Source organism: Streptomyces fuscichromogenes (genome assembly GCF_014645815.1).
In the GTDB taxonomy this organism is placed as follows: Bacteria; Actinomycetota; Actinomycetes; order Streptomycetales; family Streptomycetaceae; genus Streptomyces; species Streptomyces fuscichromogenes.
In genome coordinates this window covers 494,277-509,356 of the sequence record NZ_BMML01000004.1, presented here as the reverse complement: position 1 = coordinate 509,356, position 15,080 = coordinate 494,277, and the positions used below count along the sequence as shown (strand labels likewise).

Annotated in this window: 12 protein-coding genes; 5 read left to right on the top strand and 7 right to left on the bottom strand. The window is 73.1% G+C overall.

The window, feature by feature from the left end; all coding sequences use genetic code 11:
• The first annotated feature begins 22 nt into the window (after positions 1–22).
• Together IEZ11_RS11585 and IEZ11_RS11580 are read left to right on the top strand one after the other, a co-directional pair.
• Positions 23–868, top strand: a complete 846-nt coding sequence (locus tag IEZ11_RS11585) for a dolichyl-phosphate beta-glucosyltransferase (protein WP_189262583.1) — start codon at positions 23–25, stop codon at positions 866–868.
• Complete coding sequence (locus IEZ11_RS11580) at positions 865–2,910, top strand: ArnT family glycosyltransferase (RefSeq protein WP_189262582.1); 2,046 nt, start codon at positions 865–867, stop codon at positions 2,908–2,910. The genes IEZ11_RS11585 and IEZ11_RS11580 overlap by 4 nt, the downstream gene beginning before the upstream one ends.
• 90 nt (positions 2,911–3,000) lie before the next feature.
• On the opposite strand, the gene IEZ11_RS11575 is transcribed toward IEZ11_RS11580, so the two are convergent.
• Genes IEZ11_RS11575 through IEZ11_RS11565 form a run of 3 tightly spaced genes read right to left on the bottom strand, consistent with a single transcriptional unit; the run spans position 3,001 to position 5,496 of the window.
• Positions 3,001–3,741, bottom strand: a complete 741-nt coding sequence (locus IEZ11_RS11575; RefSeq protein WP_189262581.1) for an FAD:protein FMN transferase — start codon at positions 3,739–3,741, stop codon at positions 3,001–3,003.
• A gap of 2 nt (positions 3,742–3,743) precedes the next feature.
• A complete protein-coding gene (locus IEZ11_RS11570; RefSeq protein ID WP_189262580.1) occupies positions 3,744–4,148 on the bottom strand; it encodes an FMN-binding protein in 405 nt (134 codons plus the stop codon).
• Between the two features lie 10 nt (positions 4,149–4,158).
• On the bottom strand, positions 4,159–5,496 hold the full coding sequence (locus tag IEZ11_RS11565) for a ferredoxin reductase family protein (RefSeq protein ID WP_189262579.1): 1,338 nt from the start codon (positions 5,494–5,496) through the stop codon (positions 4,159–4,161).
• A gap of 151 nt (positions 5,497–5,647) precedes the next feature.
• Here IEZ11_RS11565 and IEZ11_RS11560 point away from each other — a divergent pair, with 151 nt between their 5' ends.
• Both IEZ11_RS11560 and IEZ11_RS11555 read left to right on the top strand, forming a co-directional pair.
• A complete protein-coding gene (locus tag IEZ11_RS11560; protein WP_189262578.1) occupies positions 5,648–6,343 on the top strand; it encodes a response regulator transcription factor in 696 nt (231 codons plus the stop codon).
• Positions 6,340–7,800 carry a sensor histidine kinase gene (locus IEZ11_RS11555; RefSeq protein WP_189262577.1) on the top strand — a complete coding sequence of 487 codons (1,461 nt, stop codon included), beginning with the start codon at positions 6,340–6,342 and terminating at the stop codon, positions 7,798–7,800. The genes IEZ11_RS11560 and IEZ11_RS11555 overlap by 4 nt, the downstream gene beginning before the upstream one ends.
• Here the strand turns inward: IEZ11_RS11555 and IEZ11_RS11550 are convergent, their stop codons facing one another.
• Together IEZ11_RS11550 and IEZ11_RS11545 are read right to left on the bottom strand one after the other, a co-directional pair.
• Positions 7,801–9,081 carry a PP2C family protein-serine/threonine phosphatase gene (locus IEZ11_RS11550; RefSeq protein WP_189262576.1) on the bottom strand — a complete coding sequence of 427 codons (1,281 nt, stop codon included), beginning with the start codon at positions 9,079–9,081 and terminating at the stop codon, positions 7,801–7,803.
• Between the two features lie 521 nt (positions 9,082–9,602).
• Complete coding sequence (locus IEZ11_RS11545; protein WP_229712957.1) at positions 9,603–11,192, bottom strand: MFS transporter; 1,590 nt, start codon at positions 11,190–11,192, stop codon at positions 9,603–9,605.
• A 203-nt stretch (positions 11,193–11,395) separates the two neighbouring features.
• Here IEZ11_RS11545 and IEZ11_RS11540 point away from each other — a divergent pair, with 203 nt between their 5' ends.
• Complete coding sequence (locus IEZ11_RS11540) at positions 11,396–12,742, top strand: protein kinase (RefSeq protein WP_189262575.1); 1,347 nt, start codon at positions 11,396–11,398, stop codon at positions 12,740–12,742.
• Between the two features lie 13 nt (positions 12,743–12,755).
• Here the strand turns inward: IEZ11_RS11540 and IEZ11_RS11535 are convergent, their stop codons facing one another.
• Both IEZ11_RS11535 and IEZ11_RS11530 read right to left on the bottom strand, forming a co-directional pair.
• Complete coding sequence (locus IEZ11_RS11535; RefSeq protein ID WP_189262574.1) at positions 12,756–13,538, bottom strand: hypothetical protein; 783 nt, start codon at positions 13,536–13,538, stop codon at positions 12,756–12,758.
• Positions 13,538–15,076, bottom strand: a complete 1,539-nt coding sequence (locus IEZ11_RS11530; protein WP_189262573.1) for an AMP-binding protein — start codon at positions 15,074–15,076, stop codon at positions 13,538–13,540. The genes IEZ11_RS11535 and IEZ11_RS11530 overlap by 1 nt, the downstream gene beginning before the upstream one ends.
• Positions 15,077–15,080 lie beyond the last annotated feature (4 nt).

Sequence of the window (15,080 nt, the reverse complement as noted above, 5' to 3'; positions counted from 1 at the left end):
CAGCGCCCCGATCGTCGGGGTCATGAACGAAACGAACGCGGGAGGCGTCCGGCGCCGGTCGGTCGAGATCGTGGTGCCGGTCTACAACGAGGCCCATGTCCTCGCCGGCAGCATCGGCCGTCTCCACGCATACCTCGAAGACTCCTTCCCGTTCCCGTTCCGCATCACGATCGCGGACAACGCGAGCACGGACGCCACCTGGACGGTGGCGACCGGACTGACCCTGCGCCTGCCGCACGTACACGCACGGCGGCTGGAGGAGAAGGGCCGGGGCCGCGCCCTGAAGCACGTGTGGAGCCGGTCCACGGCCGATGTCGTCGCCTACATGGACGTCGACCTCTCCACCGGACTCGACGGCTTCCTGCCGCTCGTCGCCCCGCTGCTGTCCGGGCACAGCGACCTCGCGATCGGCAGCCGGCTGCACCGGCAGTCGGCGGTAATACGCGGCCCCAAGCGGGAGTTCGTCTCGCGCTCCTACAACCTCCTCCTCAAGGCGGGTCTGGGCGCCCGCTTCTCGGACGCGCAGTGCGGCTTCAAGGCCGTACGCACCGAGGTGTTCCACGCCCTCGCCCCGCACATCGAGGACACCGCCTGGTTCTTCGACACCGAACTCCTGGTGCTCGCCCAGCGCAACGGGCTGCGCGTGCACGAGGTACCGGTCGACTGGGTCGACGACCCGGACAGCCGGGTCGACATCGTCCGCACCGCCGTCGACGACCTCAAGGGCATGGCCCGCATGCTCCGGGCCACCGTCACCGGCCGCACCCGCGTCCCCGCCGTACCCCGGCGCACCACCGTCCCCCAGAACGTCACGGCCCTGCCCACCGGGGCAGCCACCGCCGTCGAGCCCATGGAGTACGCGTCATGACGACCCTCGCCCCGCCGCCCGCACCGGCCCAGGACGGCCGGCACCGGGCCGACGCCCCGCCGGTCTCTCGCGCCAGAAGGCTGTTCACGGGCGCCCCCGAGGACCCCCGCTGGGCCCGCCCGGCCCTGTGGGCGATCCTGCTCCTGGCCACCGCCCTGTACGCCTGGAACCTCACCTCCCTCACCGGCAACACCTTCTACGACGCGGCGGTCTACTCCGGCACCAAGAGCTGGAAGGCGTTCTTCTTCGGCGCCCTGGACTCCGGCAGCTTCATCACCGTCGACAAACCCCCCTTCGCCCTGTGGGTGATGGGCCTGTCCGCCCGCGCCTTCGGGTACGGCACCTGGCAGTTGGCGCTGCCGATGGTCACCGTCGGCACCGGCTCGGTGGCCCTGCTGTACCGCCTGGTCAAGCGGGACTTCGGAGTCGTGGCGGGCACGATCGCCGCCCTCGTCCTGACCCTCACCCCGATCACGGTCGCCATCAACCGCGACACCAACCCGGACCCGATCCTGGTCTTCCTGATGCTGCTCGGCGCGGCCGCGCTGCTGAAGGCGGTGCGCACGGGCAGGCTGCTGCCCCTGGTGTGGTCGGCGGTCGCCATCGGGTTCGCCTTCAACACCAAGATGATGCAGGCGTACGTGGTGCTGCCGGCCTTCTTCCTGGTCTATCTGTGGGCCACGGACCTGTCGTTGGGCAGGCGCGTGCGCAACCTCGCCGTCGCCACCGTCGCGTTGGTGGTCAGCAGCGCCTGGTGGATGGTGATCGTCGACCTGATCCCGGCCTCCTCGCGGCCGTACATCGGCGGCTCCACCGACAACACCGTGTGGGACCTGGTCATCGGCTACAACGGCTTCGGCCGGATCTTCGGGGCGAGCTCCTCGGTGGGCTCTGCGGGCAACGGCGCGAGCTTCGGCGGCAGTTCGGGCCTGTACCGGATGTTCAACGACATCATGGGCGGCCAGATCTCCTGGCTGATCCCGTTCGCCGCGATCGCCCTCGCCGGTGGGCTGGTGCTGCGCGGCCGGGCGCCGCGCACCGACGCCAGGCGCGCCGCGCTGATGCTGTGGGGCGGCTGGTTCGTCCTGCACTTCCTGACCTTCTCGCTCGCCGAGGGCACCTTCCACCCGTACTACGTCACCGCCATGGCGCCGGGGATCGCCGCCCTGGCCGGCGCGGGCGGGGTCATGCTCCACCAGGCCTTCCGGGACGGTTCGGCGGCCAGGTGGGGCTGGGTGCTTCCGGTGGCCGTCGCCGCCAGCACCGTCTGGGCGGTCGTCCTGCTCCAGCGGGTCTCCGGCTCCGGCACGGTGTACACGGTCGCCGAGGTGGTGGCCGGGCTCGGCGGTGCGCTCGCGGTGACCGGCCTGCTGGTCGGACGCTTCATGAAGCGGCAGAAGCTGATCGGCTTCGCGGCGCTGGCGGCGATCGTCGCCCTGCTGGCCGGCCCGGCCGCCTACTCCGTCTCGGCGGCCACCACCGCGAGCAGCAACGGCACCAACCCCACGGCCGGCCCCAGCACCGGTGGCGGCATGGGCGGCGGCGGTGGCCAGCGCCCGAGCGGCAGCGCGCCGACCGGCACCGGAAGCTCCGGCGGGCAGTCCATGGGGCAGCCGCCGACCGGGACGGGAAGCACCGGCTCCAGCTCCAGCTCCAGCTCCAGCAGTGAGTCGCAGTCCGGCCGTACCGCCGGAGGCATGGGCGGCGGTCAGGTCAGCTCCGCGATGATCACGTACCTCAAGAAGCACCAGGACGGCGCCACCTGGCTGGTCGCGGTGGCCACCGACCAGACCGCGTCCTCGATCATCCTGGAGTCCGGTCAGCCCGTCATCTCCATGGGCGGCTGGTCCGGCAGCGACAACGCGATGACCCTCGCCAAGCTCAAGAGCCTGGTGAAGGCGGGCAAGCTGCACTACATCGTCGTCAGCAGCGACGGCGGCCAGGGCACCAACTCCGAGATCTCCACCTGGGTGAAGAAGCACGGCACGGCGGTGAGCGCCTACAGCGGGCTGTACCGGCTGGACGCGTCGGACGTCGGCTGACCGCGGGCCACGAACGGGCGGGCCGCCGGGAGACATCCCGGCGGCCCGCCCGTTCGTGCTGCCCGACCGCCCTACGTCCCGCCGCCAGGGTCAGGCGGTCGCCGAGGGCTCCCCGGCGACCGGCAACCCCGGCGTCCGCACCACGGCCCGCTCCGCGTCCACCACGAACACCTCGCAGCCCGGGCGGGCCGCCGCCCACGCGGCGCCCTCCGCGCCCATCGCGAACGCGGCCGTCGCCACGGAGTCGGCCTCCGTCAGGGTCCGGGCGACGACGGTGACGCTGAGCAGCCCGGTCGCTGGACGCCCCGTGCGGCCGTCGACGATGTGGTCCCCGCGCTCGTAGCGGGCCGAGGTGGCGACCGCCCCGTCGGTGATCTCCAGGACCGTGCACAGCCGGTCGGCGTGGTCGGGGTGGCGTACGCCCACCCGCCAGGGGCCGCCGACGGCGACCACGTCACCGCCGGCGTTCAGCACGAACCGCCGGGCCCCGGCGGCCGACAGCAGGTCCGCCGCCCGCTGCACCGACCAGCCCTTGACCACCGCGCACGGGTCCAGGCCCCGCCCCGGCAGCCGTACGTCGAACGCGCCGCCGGTCGCCACGCGGTACTCCTCGCACAGCGCGAGCACCTCGGCGAGGTCCGGGCTCACCTCGGACACGGAGAGTTCGCCCCGGTCCAGCCGGGAGACCTCGCTGTCCGCCCGGAAGGGGCTGAACCGCGCGTCGGCCTCCCGCAGCCGGCCGAAGACGGCGTCCGCGGCCGCCGCGAAGTCCCCCTCGTCGTCCACCCGCAGCGAGACCGGGAACCCCATGACGTGTTCGACCCGGTGCATGATCAGCCCTTCGCGTCGATCGCGGCCTGGAGGGACTCCTTGTAGCCGTCGCTGGTGATCGTCGCGCCGGACACGGTGTCGATGTCCGCGCTCTGTGCCTTCAGTGTCTCAGCGATGAGCACCGGCACCGCGGCCGTCGTCTGCGGGTGGTTCGGCTGCTGGAGCATCTTCACGGCGGCGATCTCGTCGCCGTCGAAGGTCACCTGGACCTGGACCGGGCCCTTGTCGGTGTCGATGGTCGTACCCTTGACGACCGTGCCCGAGGAGGAGGTGGCCGAGGAGCTCGGCGCCGGTTCGGTGGTGGAGGTGGAGGCGGAGGTGGTCGTACCGCCGATCGACGGCTCGTAACGCCAGACGGGGACGAGGCCCGCGATGCTCAGGGCGACGACGGATATGGCTCGCTTCACGGTGTCTCTCTCATCCCGCCAGGCTGAAACGCTCGAAGTGGATCTGCGGCTTGGGCACGCCCAGGTCTCCCAGGGTGCGCAGCACCGCGTTCATCATCGGCGGCGGGCCGCACAGGAAGACGTCCCGGTCGGCGATGTCCGGCACCAGCCGGATCAGCTCGTGCGGGGCCAGCCGGTCGGGGACGGGCGGGCCGGTGACCAGGTGGAGTTCGGCGCCCTTGGCGACGGCGAGGTCGCGGAGTTCGTCGTAGAGGACGGCGTCGCGGTCGGTGCCGACGCGGTAGACGACGATCGCGTGTCCCTCGATGTCCTCGAGAAGCGCACGGATGGGGGTGACGCCGACGCCGCCCGCGATCAGCAGGGACTCGGTCCTGCGGCGGTGCAGGGTGGTGAACGCGCCGTAGGGCCCCTCGGCGAAGACGCGGGTGCCGACCTTCAGGTGCCGCAGGCCGGCGCTGCCGTCGCCCACCGCCTTGGCGGTCAGGCGCAGGGTGCGGCCGTCGGGGGCGGCGGAGAGGGAGAACGGGTTCGCCTGCCACCAGCGGTCCTTGGTCAGGAACCGCCACAGGAAGAACTGGCCGGCCTGGGCGCCCAGCCGGTCGAGGTCGCGGCCGGTGACGTGGACCGAGACGACGTTGTCCGACTCGGGGACGACTGCGGAGACCTGGAACTGGTGGCGCTGGTTGCGCCACAGCGGCAGGACCAGACGGCCGAGGGCCACCGAGCCGAGCGCGACGCCCCACAGGGCGTACCAGTACGCCGTGGCGGCGGCCGACGCCGTGAAGGTGGTACCGACCGCGACCTGGTGGCTGAAGGCGAGGACCACGGCCACGTACGTGTACAGGTGGATGAAGTGCCAGGTCTCGTAGGCGAGCCGGCGGCGGGCGTAGCGGGCCGAGACGGCGCCGACCACGAGGATGATGCCGAACGCGACCACGGCCCGGAGCACGCCTTCCGTGGTCTCCGCGAGGTCGACGAGCTCGGAGACCGGGCCGACGCCCGCGCCGTCGGCGTAGCCGAAGCTGATGAAGACGACGTGCGCGAGCAGCGTCCACAGCAGGGCGAACCCGGTCCAGCGGTGCCAGGAGGTCAGCCGGTCCATGCCGATCCGGCGGTCCAGCCAGGGCAGCCGGGCCACCAGCACCAGCTGGAAGGCCATGACGAGGGCGCCGTACAGGCCGAAGAGGCGGCCGATGACGATCAGGGCGTTGGAGGCGAAACCGGCCTCGGCGAAGAAGTAGGCGACCACGGCCGCGTTCACGGCGAGCACGGCGTACAGGCCCGTGCGGGCCACCACCCTGGGGCGTGTCGCCGTGGGGGGCGCAGGGGGTGATTGGACGGTCGTCACGGGTCGGCAGCTCCTTGATCGGGTCCTGGGAGTCGAGCTTCACCCGCGGCTGCTGTCGTTTTCCTGTCGGACCGCTTTCAACTGGTTATCGATGTGTTTTCTGTGTGAGCACGGGTCTGGCGTCCACGGCCGGGTGGCGCAGTATGAGCGGGTGGAAAAAGTACGACTCCTCGTCGTGGACGACGACCCGCCGATCGCCGACCTGGTCGCGACGGTCGCGCGGTACGAGGGCTGGGACGCGGTGACCGCGTATTCGGGTGAGGACGCGCTGGCCCGCGCCGCCGAGTTCCGGCCGGACATCGTCGTGCTCGACCTGATGCTGCCCGACCTGGACGGCTTCGGGGTGCTCGACCGGCTGCGGCACTCCGGGACGATGGTGCCGGTGGTGTTCCTGACGGCCCGCGACGGGGTCGCCGACCGGGTCGCGGGGCTGACCCGGGGCGGGGACGACTACCTGGTCAAGCCGTTCGCGGTGGAGGAGCTGATGGCCCGGCTGCGCACGGTGCTGCGGCGCAGTGCCGGACCCGGCTTCCAGCGCTCGGTGCTCCGGGTCGCGGATCTGACGATGGACGAGGACACCCGCGAGGTCCGCAGCGGCGACCGGCCGCTCTCCCTGACCCCTACCGAGTTCGAGGTGCTGCGCTACCTGATGCGCAAGTCGCCGACCGTGCTCACCAAGGCGCAGATCCTCGACCATGTGTGGGAGTACGGCTTCGGCGGCCGCTCCAACGTCGTCGAGCTGGTGGTCAGCCGGCTGCGCCGCAAGATGGACGAGGCCGGCGGGGAGCCGCTGATCCACACCGTGCGCGGCTTCGGGTACGTGATCCGGCAGCAGGCGGCGGAGTGATCGGCCGGCTGCTGCACTCGTACCGGAGCACGCGCCTGGGCACCCGGCTCGCGCTGGGGCTCGGGGCGCTGGCGCTGGTGGTGTTCGCGGTCGTCGGCACGGCCCTGACCACCTACATGCGGGACTACCTGTCGGCCCAGCTCGACGACCAGCTCGGGCTCGCCCAGACCGCCCAGTCGAAGAGCATCGAGCAGAACGGCACCCTCCAGGGCAAGAAGTACTACCGCTGGTACTACGCCGTGTACGACGTCTCGCACGGCACCCCGGTGCTGCGCAAGCCCGAGGAGAGCAGTGACCTGCCCTCGGACATCGCGCCGCTCACCTCGGTGGCGAAGGCGCAGATCGCCGCGGGCACGGAGGTGCTGCGCACCAAGGACCTGACCGACGAGGGCGAGTACCGGCTGCGGGGCTGTGAGGTGGAGCCCGGGGTGGTCCTGGTCAGCGGGGCGCCCATGGACAGCATCGACGACACGGTTCGGCAGCTGGTCACGGTCCAGGTGGTCGCCTTCGGGCTGGCGCTGCTGGCGCTGGTGGTGTTCGGCCGCCGGCTGCTGCGGCACGGCCTGGAGCCGTTGAGCGACATGGCGCACACCGCGCACGGCATCGCCTCGCACAACCTGACGGAGTCGGCGGCCCGGCTGCCGCTGCGCGCGGCGAAGCGCGGCGGCGGGCCGGAGGTCGAGGAGCTGCGCACCGCCTTCAACACGATGCTCGAACACATCGACCACTCCCTCGCGGTGCGCGCCGAGGCCGAGCAGCGGCTGCGCCGCTTCGTCGCGGACGCCTCGCACGAGCTGCGCACCCCGCTGATGTCGGTACGCGGCTATGCCGACCTCTTCCAGTACGCCGCCGCCAACGAGCCCGAGGAACGCGACCGCCATCTGGCCCGGCTGCGCGCGGAGGCCGCCCGGATGGGCATCCTCCTCGACGACCTGCTGCTGCTCGCCCGGCTCGACGCGGCCGAGGTGGAGACCCCGCTGCGACTGGAGGACACCGACCTGACGGAGCTGGTACGGGAGGCCGCCGACGCCTTCCGCGCGGCCCACGCCGACCACCCGCTGACGGTCGCGGCCGGCCCGGACCCGGTCCCGCTCCGCCTCGACCCGGTCCGTATCCGCCAGGTCCTGGACAACCTCCTGACCAACGCGGCCGTCCACACCCCCACCGGCACCCCGGTGTCCGTGACGGTCGCGGTCAGCGACGGCTCGGCGTCGGTGGGCGTCGCCGACCACGGCCCCGGCATACCGGCCGCCGACCGCGCCCGGGTCTTCGACCGCTTCTACCGCGTCGACAAGGCCCGCAGCCGCGACCGCGGCGGCAGCGGGCTCGGCCTGTCGGTGGCCCGCGCGCTGGTGGAGGCGCACGGCGGCACCATCGGCCTGGGCGACGGCTCGGCGGCCGCCACGGTGTTCACCCTGACGCTGCCCAGGAGGCCGGCCGCCGCGCCGGCGCGCTGACTAGCCCTCCGCCTGCGCCTGCACCGCCTCGGGACCGGATCCGCCCGGCCGGGGGTGCGGGCGGGCCGCCAGCACCGCGACGTCGTCCTCGGCATGACGGGCGTCGAGGCGGTTGAGGATGGACTCCAGGAGGCTGTCGACGCCGACGGCGGGGGTGAAGTGGAGGTCGGCGAGGCGGTGCAGGGAGCGGTCGATGTCCTCGTCGCGGTGTTCCACCAGGCCGTCGGTGAAGAGCACCAGCGCCTCGTCGGGTTCGAACTGGTGGGTGGCCGACTCGTAGCCGCCGAAGCCGGTGCCCAGGGGCGGGCCGACGGGGACCCGCAGGAGTGCGGTACGGCCTCCCCTGGTGATCAGCGCGGGCGGCAGGTGTCCGGCGCTGGCCAGGGTGACCTGCCCGCGGCCGGGGTCGACGCGCACGAGCAGGCAGGTGGCGGGTCTGCGGTCCGCCTCGGCGGCGGCGATGTCGTCCAGCTGGCGCAGCACCCGGTGCGGCGGCAGCTCGGAGGCGGCGATGTAGCGCAGCGAGGACCGGTACGCGTTCATGTCGACGGCGGCCTCCAGGCCGTGGCCCATCACATCGCCGACGACGAGCAGCGTGCGCCCGAAGTGCAGCCGTACGGTCTCGCACCAGTCGCCGCCGACCAGGACCCGCCCGCCGGCCGGGAGGTAGCGGATCGCCACGTCCAGGTTCGGGTGCGGCCGGCCCGGCTCGGCGAGCAGGGCCCGCTGGAGATCGCCGGCGGTGCGGTTGAGCTCCTCGTACTCGCGGGCGTGCCGGATGTGGGAGGCGGCGTGTTCGGCGAGAAGGGCCAGCTGCTCGGCCTCCGCGCGGGCGAAGGCCGTTCCCTCGCGGGCGCAGACCAGCACGCCGTACTGGTCGGAGCCGCTGGTCAGGGGCGTGCACAGGGCCGGGCGGGTGCGGTCGCCCAGCGGGCGGGACAGCCAGGGGTCCGCCCAGTGGTCGGCGGCCGGGGTGCCCGCGTCCAGGGCCACGGCTGTCGCCCAGCGGGCGTCGGGCAGCAGATCGGCGTCGCCGGTGACCGAATCGTAGCCGGAGAAGGTGTCGCCGACGCGCCGCAGCACGGCCGCGCCGCCGCCGGCCAGCCGTACCGCGGCCCGGGTCAGTTCCGTACAGGTGGTGGCCTCGTCGAGGCTGGTGCCGATACCGGCCGCGGCCGTGCGCAACGCCCTGACCTGCCCGGACCGATCGACGCCGACGCCCGGCCCGTCGGCGGACACGGTCCCCCGGCGGGACTGGAACCATCGCGTGACACCCGACACCCTCACAGAGTCTCAAACCCCACCGCTCCGAGCACCAGCCACCGACACCCCACACTTCCCGCCCCCGGCCGGGACCGACTCTGCGGCTCTGCGGCTCCGCGGCTGCGCAGGAGGTGTGCGGCTGCGCGGCTCTCCGGCTGTGCCGCTGCGCGGCTGCGCGCTCTCCTGCTCCACGGCTGCCGCCGGATGGCAGGACTACCGCCGGACGGCGGGGCTGCCGCCGGACGGCGGGGCTGCCGCCCGGCGACGGGACTACCGCCGGACGGCAGGGCTACCACCCGACGGCACGGCTACCGCCGGATGGCAGGACTACTGCCCGGCGGCACGGCTACCGCCGGACGACAGAACTACCGCCGGACGACACGGCTACCGCCGGACGGCAGAACTACCGCCGGACGACAGGACTGCCGCCCGGCGGCACGGCTACCGCCCGACGGCAGGACTACCGCCCGGTGGCGGGGCTGTGGCTGGGGTGTGGGAACGGGGCGGTGGTTGGGGTGCTTCGGGGGCGGTGGGGCTGGTCAGGGGGTCGGTGTGATGCCGAGTGTGGCCGTCTGGTCGGCCTTCCCGCGCAGGGCGATCACGCTGAGGAGGCAGCAGACGAGGGCCGCGACGCCGCAGACGACGTAGCCGACGGCGTAGCCGTTGCCGAGGGCCTCCAGGGCGAGGGGTGCCGCGCCACCGGGCGGTGAGGAGGCGGGGACCGAGTTGACGGCGAGCGGGCCGCCCTCGGCCGCGACCTGCCCGGCCGCCGCCTTGACCTGGGCGCCGAGGCCGGAGTCCGCGAGCTTCCGGGTGAACTCGTCGGCGGCCCGGCTGAGGGCGATCGCCCCGATGACGGCCGGGCCGAGGGTGAAGCCGAAGTCCCGCAGCAGGCTGGTCGACGCGCTGGCCATGCCCGCGTAGTGGACCTCCACGGTGTTGACGGCGGTCGCGGTGATGGAGGAGACCGTGAGGGCGAATCCGATGCCGACCAGGCCGATCGGGAGGATCAGCGAGGTCAGGGCCCGGTCGTGGACCGGGAGGCCGGCCGCGACGAAGTCACCGGCCGCCATCAGGGCCAGGCCCGCCCCCAGCACCCAGCGCGGGCTGACCTTCTCCAGCAGCCGGGAGATCAGCGGCAGCAACAGCAGGGTCCAGGCGTTGAGCAGGATGAACGCGAACGAGCCGCGCAGCGGACTCTGGTGCTGGATCGGCCCGAGCCGGATGCTGGTCGCGTAGGCCGTGCCGAGGTAGCTGAACATGCCGACCACGGCGACGAACGAGGCGACCGCGAAGGCCCGGTTGCGGAACAGGTCGAGGCGGAGCAGCGGCGCGGCCGCCCGGCTCTCGGCGACGACGAAGAGCGCGATGAAGACCGCCGCGACCACGTACGCGATCACCACCGGGGTAGCGGTCCAGCCGTCCGACGGACCCTGGATCACCGCGTACAGCAGGGCGAACATGCCGATGCCGACGGTGATCTGGCCGGCGAGGTCGAGGGAGCGGCCCTCGGGTGCGCTGGAGTTCTGCGCCAGCAGCCCGCTGAGCAGGGTGCTGAGCACGGCGAGCCCGGTGACGACGACGAAGGCCCAGCGCCAGGAGCCGTAGTTGCCGGTGATACCGCCGAGCACCGGCGCGATGAACCCGCCGCTGGAGAGGGCGGCGGCCCAGACGGTGATCGTACGGGCGCGGTCCCGGGCCGTGTGGGTGCCGGCGGCGATCACGGCCAGCGAGGTCGGGAACAGCGCGGCCGCGCCGAGACCGGCGACGGCCTGGCCCACCCAGAGCATGTGGATGCCGGTACTGGCGGCGGCCAGCGCCTCGCCGACGACGAGCAGGGCGCCGCCGCCGACCAGCAGCCGCTTGCGGCCGAAGAGGTCGCCGAGGACGCCGAAGGTCAGCTCCAGCACGGTGACGGGCAGCAGGAACGCGTCCGAGATCCAGGTCAGCTGGGAACCGACGGGATGCAGGTCCTGCTGGAACAGGCCGTTCAGGGTGGCCGGCATGGCGAGGGCGATCTGCGCCAGGCAGACCGCGAAACAGCCGGCGACGAGAGTGCCGACGGGCAGTGGGCCGGACGGTTCGCGGAGGGACGTGGGGCCGGATTGCGAGCGCGTTTCAGTGGACACGGGGCTCCCCTTTGAGCGGTCCTGCGGGAGACGGCGGGATGCGCAGCGAATGTAGGGCAGTTTTTTCACGTCGGTCAATAGACTGCCCAATATCACGATCGCGCCGGGCGCCGGCACACAGCCGTGTGAGCCCTGCCAGGTCTGCTAGCGTTCATGTCCACTGCCCCTGAAACTCCTTCGCGAAGGCTCCAAGGACCCCGGGTTTGATACGAGACGATCGCTGGACGACTGTCACGCCGTGGTTCTTCTCCGACGAGCCCGCAGCCGTGGAACCCATCCGGCGCGCTCTTCCGGACGACGGCCGGCACCGCGCCTGGGCGAACTTCTCCTTCGTGTCGGACACCGGTCATCTGCACAGCGTGGATCTGCTGGTGGCCGGCCCCGGCGGGCTGCATCTGCTCGAAGTCGACACCTCCCAGGGGCGGTTGCACAACGACAACGGCTTCTGGCTGCGCACCCACGGCCGTAACACGAAGGTGTCGGACAGCACGCGCGCCGTCGCCGCCGTCAAGGCGCAACACCTCACCGCGGTACTGCGCCGGGCCGCGGCCGGCCGGTTCCTCACCGTTCCGGAGGTACGCGGCTCGGCGTTCCTCAGCGACTCGCGCTCACCCGTCGACCTCGACGGACCGGACGCACAGGGGGTGTTCGGCCCCGACGAGCCGGTCGAGCCGTCGCTGCCCCGCGTCACCCGGGACCTGCTGGGACAGCCCGCGAACGACCGCGGGCACCGGCCCGGCCGACGGTTCCTGCGGGCCCTGCCCACCCTGCTGGACCGGGTCGGCCTGCGTCCGGTTGAGCACTGGCCCCGGGTCGGCACCTGGCAACTGACCGCGAAACCGGTCTCGTTGACCGACCGATGGCAGGACTTCGTCGCCTGGAGCACGGTCTGGGACAAGGCACCGTGCCGGGTCCGGGTCTACGCCGCCGGCCGGTCCCGCGCCGAGACGGACGCGGCGGTCCTGCGCGAGTACCTGCTGCTGCGCGAGTTCGACCACCCGGGCATCGTCACGGTGGACACCCTGGAGCAACACGCGTCCGGGCCAGTGCTGATGTTCCATGTGGAGAAGAAGAACCTGCTCCGCCTCGACCACATTCTGGCCCTGCACCGCTCCCGCCTCACCCCCGACACCCGGGCCGACATGATCCGGCAGATCGGCTCGGCGCTCGCCCACGCGCACGCCCGGGAGATCGCCCACGGCGCACTGAGCACGCGCGCGGTGATAGGCACCTCGCGGCCGGCCAAGGGCGAGCGGGTGGGGGACGGCTGGAGCGATCCGGAGCTCCAGATCACCGACTGGCACCACGCCGCGACCGCCGCCGTCGGCGACGACGCTCCGACCGCCGCCGCGGTGACCCGGGACCTGCGTGACCTGGCCGCCGTCGCGCAGGAGATCTGCGCGGACGCGCCGACGGCCCGGTTCACCGGGCTCGCCGACCGCCTGGCCACGGAGCCCGGCTTCGCCCGGCTTCACCCCGCCCGGCAGATCCAGCGGCTCACCCGCCGGCTGGCCGCGGCCGCCGTGACCGGGACCGCCGACCCGGGGTGACGGCTCCCGCGGCTCACGCGCTGAGCGCCCCGTGCACCAGCCGGGCGACCTGCGGGTCGCCGAGCAGATCGTCGTGTTCGGTGACCAGCCTGGACGGGTGGTCGGCACACCAGCCGGGCAGCGGGTGGTCCGCGGAGGCGATGACCGTCGCGTGCTCCACCGGGCCGGGCCGGCGCGCGGCCGCGACCAGGTAACCCAGGTAGTCGGCGAAGCGGGCGCACAGCATCGCCCGCAGATGCTCGGGCATACCCGCCCGTGCCGTGGCGTGTTCCACGACGCGCCGCTGCTCCTCCCGCAGCCGCTCGGCGACCGACGGCAGGTCGTCCGGGTCCGCCAGGGTGTCGCGGACAGCCGTGACCTCGGCGAACATCTGCTCGTCCAGATGGGCCCGGAACGTCTCGGTGGCGGCCAGGAACTCCGAGTGCAGCAGCTCCCCGCCCACCTCCGTGGGGTCGATCGTGACCAGGGCCGGTGCCCCGTCCGGGCCGGTGCAGGCCCGCCGCAGGCCGTCGGCGAACGCGGCGCCGGCGCAGAACGTCACGATCGCCCGTACCGGGCGGTCCGGCTCCGGCAGCGCGGCCGCCCAGCGGTCCACATAGCGCTCCGGCTCCGCCTCGCCCCGCAGGTCCGTGCCGATGCCGGGCGGCACGGTCAGGTAGACCCCCTCCCCGCCGGGCAGGTTCGCGGCCAGCCGGGCGAAACCCTGCTGGTTCGGCCGGGGACCGAAGTCGACCGCGAGCACGGTGCCCGCGGAGCCCTCCGGCCGGCGCAGGCACCGCCACAACTGCCTGTCCATCAGCACCCCTCGTCCACGACGGCGTGCCGCAGCGCACGGTGGTCCACCTTGCCGCTGAGGTTGAGCGGCAGCTGCGGCAGCCAGACATAGCTCTCCGGCACGGCGTAGTCCGGCACCAGCCGTGCCACCTCCCCGCGCAGGTCCACGCCCCGGTCGGCATCACCGGTGAGCACGGCCCGCAGGTGGACGCCCTCGCCGGGCCGCGGCACGTCGAACACCACGGCCTCGGTCACGCCCGGACACCTGCGCAGCGCCGCCTCCACCTCGCCGAGTTCGATGCGCCGCCCCCGTACCTTCACCTGGCGGTCCAGTCGCCCCTGGTGCACCAGCACCCCCTGCTCCCGCGTCACCCGGTCGCCGGGGCGGTACCAGTGATCGGCCGGGACCTGTCTGGCCGTCGGCTCCACGGGCGCTCCCGCCGGGCCGAGGAACCGCCCGGTGTTGTGGTCGGCGAGCAGATAGCCGCCGAACCGCTGGGCGCCCCGTACGCACAACTCCCCCTCGTCCGCCGGGCGGCCGTTCCCGTCCAGCAGGACGGCGTCGAGATGCGGGAACACCGTACCGATCGGCACCGTTCCGTTGCTGGTGTCGGGCCAGTCCCGCGGATCGGCGGGAAGCCGGTAGTCGGCGCAGAGCACGGTCAGCTCGGTGGGGCCGAACGCGTTGGCGATCACGCTGCGGGGCGCGGCCGCCGCCCAGGCCCGTGCCTGGTCCAGGGTGAGTTGCTCGCCCATGAAGACGCTCCACCGCAGATCGGGCAGACCGCCCGGGGGCAGTGCCCGGTACCGCTGCGCGAGCGTGATCACCGAGGGCACCGAGAACCAGTGGGTCAGGGCCCGGCGGCGGGCGTACGTGGCGGGGATCAGCAACTCGCGCTTCTCCGGCACCACCAGGGTGCCGCCGGCCCCCCAGGTGGCGAAGAGGTCCAGGACGGACGGGTCGAAGGTGAAACTGAAGGTCTGCGAGACCCGGCTGTCCGGGCCCAGTTCGTACCGGTCGATCGCACAGCCGAGGAACGCCGCGGCGTTCGCGTCGGTGATCGGCACGCCCTTCGGCTCGCCGGTCGACCCCGAGGTGAACAGGATGTACGCGGGGCGGTCCGTGCGGTCCGGCGCCGGTGCGGTGGCCGGCGGACCCTGGAGGAGTTCCTCCAGCAGCCTGATCGGCATGGCCCACGGCTCCTCGCCGTCGGCGGACCGCAGGGCGCCGGCCGACGGGCCGTCGGCCAGGACCAGTCCGGCACCCGCCTGTTCCAGGACCGAGCGGTTACGGACCAGCGGAGAGCGCGGGTTCACGGGCACCACGGTGCGGCCCAGCCGCAGCACGGCGAGGTAGCCGACGTAGCCGCCGAGCGTGCCGCTGGTGCACAGGCCCACCGTCGCGGCGTCGTGCCGGGCCAGACCGGCGGCCACCCGCTCGACCAGGCCGGCCAGTTCCGCATAGGTGAGCCGCTGCTCGGCGGTGTCGAGCGCGACCGCGTCAGGGGTACGCACGGCGGTCGCGCCGAACCAGTCGTAGAGCGGCCGGGCATCGGGCATCCGG

What these genes read in the sequence shown, in the direction of transcription:
- IEZ11_RS11530 (WP_189262573.1), bottom strand. Translation starts at nt 15,076, where the DNA reads ATGCCCGATGCCCGGCCGCTCTACGACTGGTTCGGCGCGACCGCCGTG.
- IEZ11_RS11580 (WP_189262582.1), top strand. Translation starts at nt 865, where the DNA reads ATGACGACCCTCGCCCCGCCGCCCGCACCGGCCCAGGACGGCCGGCAC.
- IEZ11_RS11535 (WP_189262574.1), bottom strand. Translation starts at nt 13,538, where the DNA reads ATGGACAGGCAGTTGTGGCGGTGCCTGCGCCGGCCGGAGGGCTCCGCG.
- IEZ11_RS11585 (WP_189262583.1), top strand. Translation starts at nt 23, where the DNA reads ATGAACGAAACGAACGCGGGAGGCGTCCGGCGCCGGTCGGTCGAGATC.
- IEZ11_RS11575 (WP_189262581.1), bottom strand. Translation starts at nt 3,741, where the DNA reads ATGCACCGGGTCGAACACGTCATGGGGTTCCCGGTCTCGCTGCGGGTG.